General features: G+C 61.3%; 15 protein-coding genes. 7 read left to right on the forward strand and 8 right to left on the reverse strand.

Going from position 1 to position 15376, the window contains the following annotated elements:
* Positions 1 to 101 precede the first annotated feature (101 nt).
* The 3 genes from cysN to DTP52_RS20005 all read right to left on the reverse strand — a co-directional run bounded on the left by cysN (position 102) and on the right by DTP52_RS20005 (position 3956).
* Positions 102 to 2000, reverse strand: a complete 1899-nt coding sequence (gene cysN / locus DTP52_RS19990) for a sulfate adenylyltransferase subunit CysN (protein WP_109754883.1) — start codon at positions 1998 to 2000, stop codon at positions 102 to 104.
* A 9-nt stretch (positions 2001 to 2009) separates the two neighbouring features.
* Positions 2010 to 2927: a sulfate adenylyltransferase subunit CysD gene (cysD, locus tag DTP52_RS19995; protein WP_003178041.1), complete on the reverse strand. Its 918-nt coding sequence runs from the start codon at positions 2925 to 2927 to the stop codon at positions 2010 to 2012.
* Positions 2928 to 3197: 270 nt separating this feature from the next.
* The gene (locus DTP52_RS20005; RefSeq protein ID WP_109754885.1) at positions 3198 to 3956 is read right to left on the reverse strand and encodes a Nif3-like dinuclear metal center hexameric protein; all 759 of its coding nucleotides are present in this window, start codon (positions 3954 to 3956) and stop codon (positions 3198 to 3200) included.
* Between the two features lie 104 nt (positions 3957 to 4060).
* Here DTP52_RS20005 and algW point away from each other — a divergent pair, with 104 nt between their 5' ends.
* From algW to DTP52_RS20020, 3 genes are all read left to right on the forward strand, one after another.
* Positions 4061 to 5221: a Do family serine endopeptidase AlgW gene (gene algW, locus DTP52_RS20010; RefSeq protein ID WP_109754886.1), complete on the forward strand. Its 1161-nt coding sequence runs from the start codon at positions 4061 to 4063 to the stop codon at positions 5219 to 5221.
* Between the two features lie 252 nt (positions 5222 to 5473).
* On the forward strand, positions 5474 to 7579 hold the full coding sequence (locus DTP52_RS20015) for a TonB-dependent siderophore receptor (protein ID WP_109754887.1): 2106 nt from the start codon (positions 5474 to 5476) through the stop codon (positions 7577 to 7579).
* 13 nt (positions 7580 to 7592) lie between these two features.
* Positions 7593 to 8312, forward strand: coding sequence for a DUF4198 domain-containing protein (locus DTP52_RS20020; protein ID WP_109754888.1), 720 nt, complete (start codon positions 7593 to 7595; stop codon positions 8310 to 8312).
* A gap of 196 nt (positions 8313 to 8508) precedes the next feature.
* Here the strand turns inward: DTP52_RS20020 and DTP52_RS20025 are convergent, their stop codons facing one another.
* Genes DTP52_RS20025 through DTP52_RS20035 form a run of 3 tightly spaced genes read right to left on the reverse strand, consistent with a single transcriptional unit; the run spans position 8509 to position 9623 of the window.
* A complete protein-coding gene (locus DTP52_RS20025; protein WP_109754889.1) occupies positions 8509 to 9132 on the reverse strand; it encodes an SOS response-associated peptidase in 624 nt (207 codons plus the stop codon).
* Positions 9133 to 9168: 36 nt separating this feature from the next.
* On the reverse strand, positions 9169 to 9429 hold the full coding sequence (locus tag DTP52_RS20030) for a putative signal transducing protein (RefSeq protein WP_109754941.1): 261 nt from the start codon (positions 9427 to 9429) through the stop codon (positions 9169 to 9171).
* Positions 9430 to 9440: 11 nt separating this feature from the next.
* Positions 9441 to 9623, reverse strand: a complete 183-nt coding sequence (locus DTP52_RS20035) for a CPXCG motif-containing cysteine-rich protein (RefSeq protein ID WP_109754890.1) — start codon at positions 9621 to 9623, stop codon at positions 9441 to 9443.
* Positions 9624 to 9761: 138 nt separating this feature from the next.
* On the opposite strand from DTP52_RS20035, the gene DTP52_RS20040 reads away from it, so the two are divergent.
* Entirely contained in the window at positions 9762 to 10928 is a 1167-nt protein-coding gene (locus tag DTP52_RS20040; protein ID WP_109754891.1) for a 1-acyl-sn-glycerol-3-phosphate acyltransferase, read from the forward strand.
* A 211-nt stretch (positions 10929 to 11139) separates the two neighbouring features.
* Here DTP52_RS20040 and DTP52_RS20050 read toward each other — a convergent pair whose 3' ends face one another.
* Positions 11140 to 11421, reverse strand: a complete 282-nt coding sequence (locus tag DTP52_RS20050) for a hypothetical protein (protein ID WP_109754892.1) — start codon at positions 11419 to 11421, stop codon at positions 11140 to 11142.
* A gap of 340 nt (positions 11422 to 11761) precedes the next feature.
* Here DTP52_RS20050 and DTP52_RS20055 point away from each other — a divergent pair, with 340 nt between their 5' ends.
* On the forward strand, positions 11762 to 11968 hold the full coding sequence (locus tag DTP52_RS20055; RefSeq protein ID WP_047735959.1) for a hypothetical protein: 207 nt from the start codon (positions 11762 to 11764) through the stop codon (positions 11966 to 11968).
* Between the two features lie 133 nt (positions 11969 to 12101).
* On the opposite strand, the gene DTP52_RS20060 is transcribed toward DTP52_RS20055, so the two are convergent.
* The gene (locus tag DTP52_RS20060) at positions 12102 to 12686 is read right to left on the reverse strand and encodes a YajG family lipoprotein (RefSeq protein ID WP_003205489.1); all 585 of its coding nucleotides are present in this window, start codon (positions 12684 to 12686) and stop codon (positions 12102 to 12104) included.
* 184 nt (positions 12687 to 12870) lie between these two features.
* Here DTP52_RS20060 and DTP52_RS20065 point away from each other — a divergent pair, with 184 nt between their 5' ends.
* Together DTP52_RS20065 and mqo are read left to right on the forward strand one after the other, a co-directional pair.
* Positions 12871 to 13104 carry a hypothetical protein gene (locus DTP52_RS20065; RefSeq protein WP_109754893.1) on the forward strand — a complete coding sequence of 78 codons (234 nt, stop codon included), beginning with the start codon at positions 12871 to 12873 and terminating at the stop codon, positions 13102 to 13104.
* A gap of 737 nt (positions 13105 to 13841) precedes the next feature.
* Positions 13842 to 15347: a malate dehydrogenase (quinone) gene (mqo, locus tag DTP52_RS20070; protein WP_109754894.1), complete on the forward strand. Its 1506-nt coding sequence runs from the start codon at positions 13842 to 13844 to the stop codon at positions 15345 to 15347.
* Positions 15348 to 15376: the final 29 nt, after the last annotated feature.

A 15376-nucleotide genomic window follows, 5' to 3' on the forward strand; every position in this document is an offset into this window, starting at 1 on the left:
CGAGCAGGCTCGCTCCCACAGTTAACCGAGTTGGCTCCAGATAAATGAAAAGCCCGCAGATGATTGCTCACCTGCGGGCTTTTTATTGACTGCCGCGTTGGTTAGATCGCTCCACGCTTGCGCAGCAGATCCAGCACCTGCTTGACGCTTTCTTCCAGCGTCAGCGACTGGGTGTCGATCACCAGGTCGGCATCCAGCGGCACGTCATACGGGAAGGATTCGCCCGGGATGTTGTCACCAGCAGCGGCGTACAGCCCTTGCGGATCACGCTGGGCGCAGACCGCTGGCGAGGCCTGGACATAGACCGTCAGTAAACGCTCCCGACCGATCAGGTCCTTGGCCTGCTCACGCCCTTCGGCATTCGGCGCAACGAACGCAGCGAGGGTCAGCAAGCCGGCCTCGTTGAACTGACGGGCAACGTGGGCCGCACGACGCCAGTTCTCGGTGCGCCCGGCACGGTCCTGCGGCAGGCCTTTGTTCAAGTCATGACGCAGATTCTGGCCATCGAGGACGAAGACTGCACGGCCCAGGTCGAACAACTTGCGTTCCACCGCATAGGCCAGCGTGCTCTTGCCGGCGCCCGACAGGCCACTGAACAAGACCGTGGCCGGTTGCTGGCCGAAGCGCTGGGCGCGTTCTTCAACCGACACATGAGCCAGTTTGCCGTGGTGCGTGCTGCTGCCATGGGCCAGCGGCTGGGCGACGATCATGCCGGCGCCGACCGTGCCGTTGGTCAGACGATCGATGACGATGAACGCGCCGGTGGTGCGGTTGCTCTCGTAACCGTCCAGGGCGATCGGTGCATCGAGGGCGATCTTCACCTTGCCGATTTCGTTGAGCTGCAGCGCGCTGGCCGGTCCCTCTTCCAGGGTGTTCACGTCAACCTTGTTGACGATGCTGGCAATCGAGCCCGGCACGTAGCTGGTGGCGCGCTTGATGTCGTATTTCTTGCCCGGCAGCATCGGTTCTTCGGCCATCCACACCAGCATCGCTTCGAAGCTGTCGGTCACCGGCGGCACGTTGTCGGCATGCACCAGCAGGTCGCCACGGGAGATGTCGATCTCGTCTTCCATGGTCAGCGTCACCGCTTGACCAGGACCGGCGTGCTCCAACTCGCCTTCGAAGGTGACGATGGACTTCACGCGGCTGCTCTTGCCCGACGGCAGCACCACCACTTCGTCACCCTTGTGCACGATGCCGCTGGCGAGGGTGCCGGCGAAGCCGCGGAAGTTCAGGTTCGGACGGTTGACGTACTGCACCGGGAAGCGCAGGTCGGTGAAGTTACGGTCACCCGCCACTTCCACGGTCTCGAGGATTTCCATCAGCGACTGGCCGGTGTACCACGGCGAGCGCTCGGACTTGTTCACCACGTTGTCACCCTTGAGGGCAGACATCGGCACGAAGTGCATGCTGGTGGGCTTCATCTTCAAGCCTTCGGCGAACTTCAGGTAGTCAGCCTTGATCGACTCGAACACACCCTGGTCGAAGTCCTTGAGGTCCATCTTGTTGATGGCCACGACGATGTGCTTGATGCCCAGCAACGAGGCAATGAAGCTGTGGCGACGGGTCTGGGTCTGCACGCCGTAGCGGGCGTCTACCAGGATGATCGCCAGGTCACAGGTGGAAGCACCGGTGGCCATGTTGCGGGTGTACTGCTCATGGCCGGGCGTATCGGCGATGATGAATTTGCGCTTGGCGGTGGAGAAGTAGCGGTACGCAACGTCGATGGTGATGCCTTGCTCGCGCTCGGCCTGCAGGCCGTCCACCAGCAGCGCCAGGTCGATGTCGTCACCGGTGGTGCCGACTTTCTTCGAATCGCGGGTGATGGCTTCCAGGTGATCTTCGTAGATCATCTTGGAGTCGTGCAGCAGGCGCCCGATCAGGGTGCTCTTGCCGTCGTCGACGTTACCGCAGGTCAAAAAGCGCAGCAGCTCTTTACGCTCGTGCTGGCCCAGGTAGGCGAGGATGTCCTCGCTGATCAAATCAGATTGATGCGACATGACAGCCCCTTAGAAATAACCTTGACGTTTTTTATCTTCCATCGAGCCTGCGCCATCGTGGTCGATGACCCGGCCCTGGCGCTCGGAAGTTCGCGTCAGGAGCATTTCCTGGATGATGTCCGTCAGGCTTTCGGCCTCGGACTCCACCGCGCCCGTCAACGGGTAGCAGCCAAGGGTACGGAAACGCACTTTCTTCTTGACGATGCGGGCCTTGTCTTCGTCGGACAGGTGCTCAAGGATGCGCTCGTCGTCGATCATGATCAGCGTGCCGTTCTTCTCGATCACTTCACGCTCGGCGGCGAAGTACAGCGGCACGATCGGGATGCCTTCGAGGTAGATGTACTGCCAGATGTCCAGCTCGGTCCAGTTCGACAACGGGAACACGCGGATCGACTCGCCCTTGTTGACCTTGCCGTTGTAGACGTTCCACAGCTCCGGACGCTGGTTCTTCGGGTCCCAGCGGTGCTTGCTGTCGCGGAACGAATACACGCGCTCCTTGGCACGGGATTTCTCTTCATCGCGACGGGCACCGCCGAACGCGGCGTCGAAACCATATTTGTCCAAGGCCTGCTTGAGGCCTTCGGTCTTCATGATGTCGGTGTGCTTGGCACTGCCGTGGGTGAACGGGTTGATGCCCTGGGCCACGCCATCCGGGTTCACGTGAGTGATCAGGTCCAGGCCCAGCTCCTCGACCATGCGATCGCGGAACTTGTACATTTCCTGGAATTTCCAGCGGGTGTCGACGTGCATCACCGGAAACGGCAGCTTGCCGGGGAAGAACGCCTTGCGTGCCAGGTGCAGCATCACGGCGGAGTCTTTACCGATGGAGTACAGCATCACCGGGTTATCGAACTCGGCGGCCACCTCGCGGATGATGTGGATGCTTTCCGCCTCCAGCTGTTTCAGATGCGTCAGTTTGTCGACCATGGCTACTCACGAAAACTTTCTTATGAACGGCCAGCGGGCCGTGTTCGAGCGGGGAATCCTAGCACAGCGACCTCTTCTAATCAGGGCGCCAACTAGATCGAAACAGCATATGGATATGCCTGGTGGTTCGGGTATTGCAATGCCCTCTGTGGGAGCCAGTGAACTCTGTGGGAGCAAAGCTTGCTCGCGATGACGTCGGCACATGCAACGCCGCTATCGCGAGCAAGCTTTGCTCCCACAGGCCCGCTTCCACATTCAGTTCAGCGTTAGTCAGATGGGATTCGGACAATCGATGAAGATATGTTCCAGGGCAAAGCGTCGCGCCAGGTAATCGCCCAGCGCCTGCACACCATAGCGCTCAGTCGCATGGTGCCCGGCGGCGATGAAGCTGATGCCGTTTTCCCGCGCACTGTGGAATGTCTGCTCCGAGGCCTCGCCGCTGAGGTACAGGTCGACGCCTGCCAGCACGGCCTGGTCAATATAGCCCTGGCCGCCGCCGGTGCACCAGCCGACCCGGCGGATCATCTGCTCGCCTTCGATCAGCAAGGGCTCGCGCCCCATGGTTTCCTGGACCTTGCGCGCAAAGTCCCGCGCCGTCATCGGTTCGGACAGGGAACCGACCAGGCCGACAATCTTGGGGTTGTCCGGATCCAGCGGTCCCTCGACGGTGATGTCCAACTGACGGGCCAGTTGCACGTTATTGCCCACCTCGGGGTGCAGGTCCAACGGCAAGTGGTAAGCCAGCAGGCTGATGTCATGCTTGAGCAACGTTTTCAGGCGACGTTGTTTCATGCCGGTGACACAGGGGTTCTCGCCCTTCCAGAAATAACCGTGATGCACCAGCACCAGGTCGGCCTCGGCCTCGACTGCAGCGTCGAGCAAGGCCTGGCTGGCGGTGACGCCACTGACAATGCGCATCACCTGGGGCGCGCCTTCGACCTGCAGGCCATTGGGGCAGTAATCGGCAATCCGGCTGCTCGCCAGGTAACGGTCCGCTTCTTCGACCAGGGTGCTCAGGGCTACGGCCATGAAAAGACTCCTAAATATCCCGTTCAGAGGCGCGCGCGGCCTCGTATAATGCGCGACATTATGGGCGGTCTCATACCGCCTGCAACCTTTGTAGGACGTGCTTAATGCTCAAGGCGCTGCGTTTTTCCGGCTGGCCGCTGTTGGCCGGCGTGCTTGTCGCTCTACTGATTATCCAGCGCTACCCGGAATGGGTCGGGCTGCCGAGCCTCGACGTCAACTTGCAGCAGGCGCCGCAAAGCAAGGCGGTGCAACAGGGGCCGGTGTCCTACGCCGATGCCGTGACCACCGCCGCGCCGGCCGTGGTGAACCTGTACACCACCAAGGTCATCAACAAACCCAGCCATCCGCTGTTCGAAGACCCGCAATTCCGGCGTTTCTTCGGCGACAACTCGCCCAAGCAGAAGCGCATGGAGTCGAGCCTGGGGTCGGGCGTAATCATGAGCCCGGAAGGTTATATCTTGACCAACAACCACGTCACCAGCGGTGCCGATCAGATCGTGGTGGCCCTCAAGGACGGTCGTGAGACCCTGGCCCGGGTGATCGGCAGCGACCCGGAAACCGATCTCGCGGTGCTGAAGATCGACCTCAAGAACCTGCCGGCCATTACCATCGGCCGCTCCGACAGCATCCGCATCGGCGACGTGACCCTGGCCATCGGCAACCCGTTCGGCGTTGGCCAGACCGTGACCATGGGCATCATCAGCGCCACCGGGCGCAATCAGTTGGGCCTGAACAACTACGAGGATTTCATCCAGACCGACGCCGCGATCAACCCCGGCAACTCCGGCGGTGCGCTGGTGGATGCCAACGGCAACCTTACCGGGATCAACACGGCGATCTTCTCCAAGTCCGGTGGCAGCCAGGGCATCGGCTTCGCCATTCCGGTGAAGCTGGCGATGGAGGTGATGAAGTCCATCATCGAACACGGCCAGGTGATTCGCGGCTGGCTGGGGATTGAAGTCCAGCCGCTGACCCAGGAACTGGCGGAGTCCTTCGGTTTGTCCGGGCGGCCCGGCATCGTGGTGGCGGGGATTTTCCGCGACGGCCCGGCGCAGAAGGCCGGCCTGCAGTTGGGCGATGTGATCCTGAGCATCGATGGCGAACCGGCCGGCGATGGCCGCCGCTCGATGAACCAGGTGGCGCGGATCAAGCCCACCGACAAGGTGACCATCCAGGTCATGCGCAACGGCAAGGAGCTCAAGCTCACCGCTGAAATCGGCCTGCGCCCACCGCCCGCACCAGCGGCGGTCAAGGAAGAGCAGTAAGCCGCAACAGCCCCCATCCCCGTGGCGAGGGAGCTTGCTCCCGCTGGGCTGCACAGCAGCCCTGAACCTGCCACCGCAAAAACCCAGACTGATCGCATCAATCCTGTTGGGGCTGCTTCGCAGCCCTGCGGGAGCAAGCTCCCTCGCCACGAAAACAGCGTCTGGCGCTACTTTTTCTGAAAATCAGGAATAGCATAAATTCTCATTAGTAGTGTTATATTGTTTCAATACTAAAAATTGGAACAACATAACATGTCATCCCTGAAACGGATTTCCGTTGCCAGCCTCGCCCTGGGTCTGCTCGGCGATCCCGCCTACGCCGAAGAAACCCAGCCCGTGGAACTGGACGCCATCAGCGTCACATCCGAGTACGAATCGCCCACCGGCCCCGTGACGGGCTACCGCGCCACCCGCTCCGCCAGTGCCACCAAAACCGATACGGCCCTGCGCGACATCCCGCAATCGATCAGCGTGATTCCCGCAAGCGTGCTCAAGGACCTGGGCAGCACCAACGTCGAACGGGCATTGGAATATGCCGGCGGCGTGTCGAAACAAAACAACTTCGGTGGCCTGACGCTCTACGAATACAGCGTGCGCGGCTTCACGACGTCGGAGTTCTACAAGGATGGTTTCAGCGCCAATCGCGGCTACCCAAGCACCCCGGACGCGGCCAACATCGAACGCATCGAAGTGCTCAAGGGCCCCGCCGCCAGCCTGTATGGGCGAGGCGACCCGGGTGGCACGGTAAACATCGTCACCAAGAAACCCCAGCCTGAAGCCTTCACCACCCTGCAAACCAGCGCCGGCAGTTGGGATCGCTATCGCACCGCGCTGGACGTCAACACGCCACTGGATACCGAAGGCCACTTGTTGTCGCGGGTCAATCTGGCGGTCGAGGACAACCACAGCTTTCGCGATCACGTCGACAGCAAGCGCGTCTTCGTCGCCCCTTCCATCAGTTGGCAGTTGAACCCCGACACGCGGTTGCTGGTGGAAAGCGAAATCGTGCGCCACAGCTCAACCTTCGACCGCGGCATCGTCGCCCCGGACAATCGCTGGAGCGGCGTTTCCCGCTCGACCTTTCTAGGCGAACCCAACGACGGCGATATCGACAATCACAACAACATGCTCCAGGCCGCCCTCGAACATCAGCTCAACGACACCTGGCAACTGCGCCTGGCCAGCCATTACAAACAGGGTGAACTCTGGGGTTTCGCCTCCGAAGCGCGCCCGCTGAACGCCGACGGCCATACGGTGAACCGCCGCTATCGCGAGCGTGACAACAATTGGCACGACAGCATCACCCAACTGGAATTGCGTGGCCTGTTCGACCTCGGCCCGTGGCAGCACGAACTGCTGATCGGCAGCGAATATGAGGACTACCGCAAGAACGAGCGCGTGACCACCATCGGCGGCGGCACCTACCCCATCGACATCTACCAGCCGATCTACGGCCAGCCGAAACCCAATGGTGCTCGTACCGGCACAGACTTCTTCGAACATGTGCAAAGCCGCGCGCTGAACCTGCAGGACCAGATCGTCTTCACCGACAAACTGCGGGGCCTGCTCGGCGTGCGCTACGAGCATTTCGAGCAGAGCATCGACGACCACACCCGTGATCGCACCAGCCGCCAGCGCCACGACGCCCTGACGCAACGAGCCGGCCTGCTGTATCAACTGAGGCCCCAGGTGGGTCTGTTCGCCAACGCCTCCACTTCATTCAAGCCCAATAACGGTCTGGATGCCGACGGCAAATCTTTCAATCCCGAGGAAGGCGTCGGCTATGAAGTGGGAATCAAGAGCGAATTGTTCGACGACCGCCTGAGCACCACCCTGGCGGCGTTCCATATAGAGAAGGAAAACGTCCTGAGCCCGGTCGCCGGGACCGACTTCAGCCGGGCCGTGGGCAAGGCTCGCAGCCAAGGCATCGACCTGCAATTCACCGGGCAAGTGACCGATGCCGTACGGGTGATCGGCGCCTTCGCCTACATCGATGCCGAAGTGACCAAGGGCGATCAGCAGATTCCCACCGGCAGCCGGATCCTCGGCGTCGCCAAACACAGCGGCAGCGTGCTGGGGGTCTACGAATTCCAGGACGGCCACCTGCGCGGCTCGGACGTCGGCGCGGCATTCACTTACGTCGGGGATCGCTCGGGCGAGGCCGGCAAGGATTTCGAACTGCCGGCCTACCACACAGTCGACCTGCTGGCCCATTACAAGGCCAGCGATGACGTCACCGTGGGCCTGAACCTGAACAACGTCTTCGACGAAAAATACTACGAGCGCTCCTACAGCAACTACTGGGTCACCCCCGGCGAGCCGCGCAACTTCACTGTCAGTCTCACCCTCGCGCTATAAAAGGAAAATCGACATGAAACACCCCAAGACCTTCGCCCTGCTCGGCCTGCTCCTGGCCACACAGGCCTCGGCCCATGGCCTGTGGACCGAACAGCGGCGCGGCAACATCGAAGTGGTCTACGGTCACGGTGCCGAAGACAATGCCTTCAAAGCGCGAAAAGTCAGCGGCGCCTGGGCCTATGACCTGGGCGGCAAGATGATCCCCGTCACCGTGGAGCGCCTGCCGGACCACGCCCGCCTGCAACCGCTCAAGCCGCCGGCCGTGCTGGCGGTGGCGCTGGACAACGGCATGTGGTCGCAGACCGCCGACAAGAAGTGGATCAACGAAGGCCGCAGCAAAGTGCCCGGAGCGATTGAATCGACCCACACGTTCAAGTACAGCCTGGCGATCTATGAGCCGGGGGCAAAACTGCCGGCGCTTGCACCGATCAAGTTCGTGATCCTGCCGGAAGTCGACCCGCTGACCGTCGGGCCGGGCCAGTCATTGCCGGTACGGGTGCTGCTGGATGGCAAACCGGCGGCCGGGGTGAAGCTGGTGGGCGACTACCGCAGCGCGCCAAACACCGTATCGACGGAAACTGACGCGGAAGGCCGGGCCAAGGTGTTGGTGCGCAACGAAGGCTTGAACGTGATCGCGGCGCAGATGGAAATTGCGCTCAAGGACGACAAGGACGTGGCCACGCGCGGCGTGTTCACCTCGTTGACCTTCCTCGGTGAACCGCATCACGAGTAACCCCCGAATCTATTGTGGGAGCGAGCCTGCTCGCGATGACGACAGATCAGCCAGCATTGAGGTTGACTGACACGACGCCATCGCGAGCAGGCTCGCTCCCACAGGGATCGCGGATATAAGGGAAATTTGAGTACACCAGCAATCCACTGTGGGAGCGAGCCTGCTCGCGATGAGGCCAGTACAATCGCCGCAAAACTCAAGCCGGGGTCAAGCACTCCGGCCCGTTGAGCTTCGGATCATTGACCATGTTGGCCAGCACTCGCTCGCGTAGTGGCGCCGGTTCGCTGGCCAGCAGCCCTTGCAAGGCATGCAGCGGGGTTGCGGGATCGAGCCACAGGCGCTGGCCTTCTTCGTCCAGGATCAATGGCCGACGTTGACCCGCCGCCGGTTGGGTGATGACCGCCGTGCTCAGCCACACCTGCTCCTGCACCGGATACGCCTCCCAGATCGCGGCAAAGAACAACGACGAACCCTCCCCCGGTGTCAGCCAGTACGGACGCTTGCGCGTGCCGCCACGCCATTCATAGAAACCATTGGCCGGCAGCAGGCAGCGGCGCAGGCGCAAGGCCTCACGGAACATCGGCTGCTCGGCCACGGTTTCGGCCCGGGCATGGGCCGGGGTGCGGGACAGGTCGGTCAGCCACGGTGGCGTCAAGCCCCAGCGCGCTCGGGCCAGTTCGCGCTGGCCATCGGCGCCGGCCCGCAGCATCAGCACCGAATCGTTGGGCGAAATATTCCATTGGGCCTTCTGATCGGCGGGAAAACCGGGCAGGGCCGCGAAGGCGGGGTTCCAGCGAAACAGGGCATAACGTCCACACATGGGGGCAACACGACTCTTGATCAAACGGCCGCCAGCCTAGCAGACCAGCGTGCCGGGGTAACTGTCCGGTTCATCGCCGGGCAATGGCAGCGCGGCATTGTACTCGGCGATCAACTCCCGGGCGTATTGCGCCTGATCGTCCTCCACCGCCAGCCCCAACAGCCCGTGCATCGGCAGTTCCCCGGCACCGCCCAGCAGATCACGCCCCACCAGGTGCGCCGTGATGCCTTCGCTGGCGAGCATGCCTTGGAGCAACTCGCCTTCCATCAGATTTTCCAGCTCATAGATTCGTCGCATGGACGCCCCCATCACTCGTTTTCGCTAAAGACCTCGAGATGCCACTCTTCACCGTGGACCTGCAGTACAAAAGTTATCGGGCGACAACAGACCTGACAGTCCTCGATATAGGTCTGATCGCCACCGGACAGATCCACCGAAGTCTCCACTTCCTCACCACAATACGGACATTCATACAGAGCGGTTTCCAGCATCGCGGTCTCCCAGGTGACTTGTGCGTATAATCGCCGGTCTATTTGCAGGGCTATTTTTGTCTGGCTTATCTTCCAGACCGTGCCCCGTCGTTTTTTGATCGAACCTTTACTTACCCTAGCCGTTTCCAACAAGAGAGCATGATGGGCGAATTCGATGCCATCCGACCTTACGACGACAGTGAAGTCCCAGCGGTGCTGGCACGGCTGCTCGGCGACAAGGCGTTTCTAGATATCCTCACCCACTTCCGCTTCCCACGCCTGGCCGGCGCCTTCGGCTGGATGCTCAAACCCCTTATAGCGCAAAGATTGCGCCGTGAGTTCGCTGGTGTGACGTCGGTCGCCACGTTGCAGGACAAGGTGGAGTTCTACGTCGACCACACCATTGAGCGCGCCACCGATGGCGTGACCTACACCGGGGTGGAGCAATTCAAGTCGGGCAGTGCGTACCTGTTCATCGCCAACCACCGCGATATCGTGATGGACCCGGCCTTCGTCAACTACGCGGTGTACCACGCCGGCCTGCCGACGCCGCGCATCGCCATTGGCGACAACCTGCTGCAAAAGCCCTTTGTCAGCGACCTGATGCGCCTGAACAAGAGCTTCATCGTGCACCGCTCCATCACCGGACGCCGGGAAAAAATGGCGGCGTACCAATTGTTGTCGGCGTACATCAACCATTCGATCCGCAACGACTGCGCCTCGATCTGGATCGCCCAGGCCGAAGGACGGGCCAAGGACGGTGACGACCGGACGGAGTCGGCGATCCTCAAGATGTTCCACATGAGCCGCAAGGACGAGCCGTTCGGCGAGGTGATCCAGTCGCTGAACCTCACACCGGTGTCGATCAGCTACGAATACGACCCGTGCGACCAGGCCAAGGCCCGCGAGCTGTACATCCGCGCCACCACCGGCACCTACACCAAGGCGCCAGGCGAGGACGACGTGAGCATCGCCAAGGGCATCACCGGTTACAAGGGCCGGGTCCACGTGAACTTCGCCGCGCCGATCACCGAGTTCTACGAGGACACCAAGCAATTGGCCCAGGAGATGGACCGGCAGATTCTCGGCGGCTACCGGCTGTTCCCGGTGCATTACCTGGCCTACGCCCAATGGGCCGACGCCGACCCGCAGTTGCAGGTTCCGACAGCGGCCGAGGTGTTTGGCGCCGAAGAGCTGGCCAAGGCCGAACAGGAATGGCAGCGCCGGCTGGACGCCTGCCCACCGGAACACCGGCCATTCCTGGTGCTGCAATATGCGACGCCGGTGCGTAATCAGTATCGGGTCAAGGCGGGACTGGCGCTTTAAGCGATAGGTCTGAGGACAAGGGTTCCCTGTGGCGAGGGAGCTTGCTGTGGCGAGGGGATTTATCCCCGCTGGGCTGCGCAGCAGCCCCAAACCCTGACAGCTCGGTGAGTCAGGTCGATCACATCAAACCGATCAGGGCTGCTACGCAGCCCAACGGGGATAAATCCCCTCGCCACAGGTCACCAGGTCCCCGATCAAAACGGCTACGCCATCAGAACTGCGTACTGATCCACGACACCAGCAACGCCAGCGCCAGGCAGCCAAAGCCAAACCGGTAGAAAAACCGGTTCATCCGCTGGGTGGCCAGGTCCAGCAGAGCTTCGAATCGTTCATTACCTTCGCGATTGCGCGCTTCAAGGCAGGCCCGCGCCCGTTGTTCACGGCGACGCGTGGCATGCAACACCCAACCACCCGGGCAGGCAAACAGCAACGCCAGCAGGTTGATCAGTTTGGCGGGGTGGGCGGCGAACAACGAAAGCAGATGCGACGACATCACGAACCTCAAGCGAAAAACGGACAGGACACATCCGGGCCTACGAACAGGGCGCGGATTCTACCGAAAGCCTGCCGCCCTGCGCCGTTTTTTCCGACCAGTAACGATCCCCTGCGGTGATGACCGAGTGATTTTGTGGCGAGGGGATTTATCCCCGCTGGGCTGCGAAGCGGCCCCAGGATTTCTGCAGCGCCCAAGAGCTTGCGAGTGCTGCGCACTCGAACGGGGATAAATCCCCTCGCCACAAGAGAAAGGTTCAATCCATCATAATTCTTTGCGTCACGGTTTCGTCATCTGATTAGGCCACTCTGTCGCCCTTCAAACTTGCCCGGAACCCGTCATGCTGCACGCCGAAAACCAGGATCGCCTCTATCTCATCAGCCCGAGCGACGAACAACAGAACCTCGTCGACAGCCTGTCCTTCAACGTGCAGGACCGACATTGGCTGGTGTATTGCGCCCTCGGCGGCCATCAACATGCCGACCTTCCAGAGACCGACCTGCTGACCGGGATCAGTGTGCTGGAGCTGTATTCCCAGGCAGCCTGAGAATATCACCCATAAAAAACCCCTGTGGGAGCAAGGCTTGCCCGCGATGGCGGTGGATCAGTCAATACTAAAGTGGCTGACACTCCGCTATCGCGAGCAGGCTCGCTCCCACAGGGGTTATCGGACGTATTACTTACTCTGCCAGCACCTGGCCAATGGTCGGGTCCTTGAACAGCCGGGTCAGGGCATCGCTCAAGACGTCGCTGACCAGCTTGGTGTTGGTGTCCTGGTTAGGTGCCATGCCGAAGCGCTGGTCCAGGGAAGCACCGTAACGACCACTGTAGCGGCGGTTGGCGTTCTGCACATCGGAGCGGAAGGTCGCGCCGATGGTGGCTTCGGTCACGTACATGCCTTCCTTGGGCGACTGGTACTTGAGCTCGGCCAGGGTCACGGTCAGTTGCGGGGCATTCAAGGCATTGGCGGTCGGCGTGAAACCGAGCAAACGCACCGCGGCTTCAGCCTGGGCCTGCAGCTTGGGCAGGATCTGCGCGCCCTGCACCGTGATCACGCTGGTTTCCGGATACAACCCGCCACGGGTGCCGAGCGTCGGCGACGGACGACCGTCCACGACCCGCACCACCACCGGTTGGCCACGACCCACAGGCGCCAACTGGGCGTTGAGCTTGGGCTCCGGGTTAAGTTGTTGCGGGCTGTGGGCGCAGCCGACGAGGGTCAGACTGGTCACAGCGATCAAACCGAACAACAGGCGTTGCAACATGCTCTTCTCTCCAGAATCGGGCACAAACAAGCCGGCAGTATAGCGGTGCGCCATCGCCGTGAACCAGATGTCTGACACGGGCCGTGGCTGCCGGTTCCTGTCACCCCATTGTCACGGTCCTTACACCGGCATGTCATGGCCCGCTGTCAGGCTTATCCCAAGCTCCCTGACCCGGTATTCGATCATGCGCTTCCTTATTTCCCTGTTCACCCCACGCCCACATCACCGCAGCTTCGCCCTGCTCGATCGCAATGGCCGTTGCCAGGCATTCAAGCAATGCAGCCTGCAACCCATGGGCGAAGGCTGGGTGGAAATCGACGAGATTCGTCTCAACTGGTTGCACCAGCCATTGCCCGCCAGCGCCCGCGTGCAACCGCTTAGTGCTCGCCCACGCAACCGACAGCTGTTGACCATCTGACCAGACGGCTAATAAAAGTCATTAAACACGACCATTTCCCTGCGTTTCTTCGATACAATCTCCCCCCGATTATAAGGACGTCTCCTGATCGGGCCTCGCAACACCGCTGATGCGCTGGTATTGGCACCCCGCAACGCCCACAGAGAGCCGCCCACACAGATCGAGTGAAGCTGGCGCGCTTGCTGTTCTTCAGGCAAATCCCCACTTTTCGCGAATCTGCAGAGCTGTCATTACGCTCGGTCACTGAGCTGTCTGCCCGTTTTGCCTGTCATGTACTACATGGGGGCAACCAAACCGGGCGCAGTGCCAGGCTGGGACAGCCCTTTTTTGAGGTTCACGTCTTCAAAAGAGCGTGAAAAAACGGGTTTTCACAACTTCACGAGAGTGTGGCGAGCAAATGAAGAGTTTTGCGTCTGAACAAGCACCATTAGCGTCTGAAACAGCCCAACGACACAGGACCGGATATCGCTCAAGAACCGGCGCCTGAAGCCTGTCCGCTACGGATTTGGTTGCACGAACGGATGTCTCGGCCATAAGTCGAATTGCCTGCCCGGCGCTTAAATGAGTTCATGTGACTCTTGAGGCCAGGCTGCATGCATCCGCAGTAGGTGCGAAAAATTGCGAAGATTCGGACATGGCGATCCTGGCCATGGATAACTGGGGCGCAACTGACCTGCCCCGCCACTCCTGGCCGCTATGCCGACAATTTGGTGCTGCAGATTTTGGAGACGCGTTAAATGGCGCATAACGAAGCAGTCGATGTAGTTCTGGTAGGGGCCGGCATCATGAGTGCCACCCTGGCCGTCCTGCTCAAGGAGCTCGACCCCGCGATTTCGCTGGAAGTCGTCGAGCTGATGGATTCCGGTGCCGCGGAGAGTTCCAACCCGTGGAACAACGCCGGCACCGGCCACGCCGGGCTGTGTGAGCTCAACTACACGCCCCAGGCGGCCGACGGCACTGTCGACATCAAGAAAGCCGTGCACATCAACACCCAGTTCGAGGTGTCGAAGCAGTTCTGGACGTACCTGACCCAAAAAGGCACGTTCGGTTCCTCCAAGTCCTTCATCGCCCCGGTGCCACACCTGAGCTTCGTGCAAGGCGAGAAAGGCGTGTCGTTCCTGAAGAAGCGCTTCGAGCTGATGCGCCAGCATCACGCCTTCGCCGACATGGAATACACCGAAGACAAGGCCAAGATGGCCGAGTGGATGCCGCTGATGATGCCAGGCCGGCCGACCGACGAAGTCATCGCCGCGACCCGTGTCATGAACGGTACCGACGTCAACTTCGGCGCCCTGACCAACCAGTTGCTCAAGCACCTGACCAGCGCCCCGGACACCCAGGTCAAATACTGCAAGCGCGTCACCGGCCTCAAGCGCAACGGCAGTGGCTGGACCGTGACCATCAAGGACGTCAATTCCGGCAGCAGCCGCGACGTCGATGCCAAGTTCGTGTTCCTGGGGGCCGGCGGCGCCGCGTTGCCGCTGCTTCAGGCTTCGGGCATCGAGGAAAGCAAGGGCTTCGGCGGCTTCCCGGTCAGCGGCCAGTGGCTGCGTTGCGACAACCCGGAAGTGGTCAAGCACCACCAGGCCAAGGTCTACAGCCAGGCGGCCGTGGGTTCGCCGCCCATGTCGGTACCGCACCTGGACACGCGTGTGGTCGATGGCAAGAAGTCCCTGCTGTTCGGGCCGTACGCCGGCTTCACCACCAAGTTCCTCAAGCACGGCTCGCTCATGGACCTGCCACTGTCGGTACGCGCCGGCAACATCGGCCCGATGCTGGCCGTGGCCCGGGACAACATGGACCTGACCAAGTACCTGATCAGCGAAGTGATGCAATCCATGGAACAACGCCTGGAATCCCTGCGGCGCTTCTACCCCGAGGCGAAAGCCGAGGACTGGCGCCTGGAAGTGGCCGGCCAACGGGTGCAGATCATCAAGAAGGATCCGAAGAAAGGTGGCGTCCTGCAGTTCGGCACCGAACTGGTGGCAGCCAAGGACGGCACCCTCGCCGCCCTGCTCGGCGCATCGCCGGGTGCTTCGGTGACCGTGTCGATCATGCTGGAACTGATCGAGCGCTGCTTCCCGGACAAGGCCAAGGGCGAGTGGGCCGCCAAGCTCGCAGAGATCTTCCCGGCCCGGGAAAAAGTGCTGGAAACCGACGCAGCGCTGTATCGCAAGATCAACGCGCAAAACAACATTGCGTTGGAATTGGTTGAAGACAACAAGGCTCAAAGTTACGCCTGATACTGCACTTATAAAAAGCCTCCCGCGCA

The sequence above is a fragment of the Pseudomonas sp. 43mfcvi1.1 genome, from assembly GCF_900115935.1.
In the GTDB taxonomy this organism is placed as follows: Bacteria; Pseudomonadota; Gammaproteobacteria; order Pseudomonadales; family Pseudomonadaceae; genus Aquipseudomonas; species Aquipseudomonas bijieensis.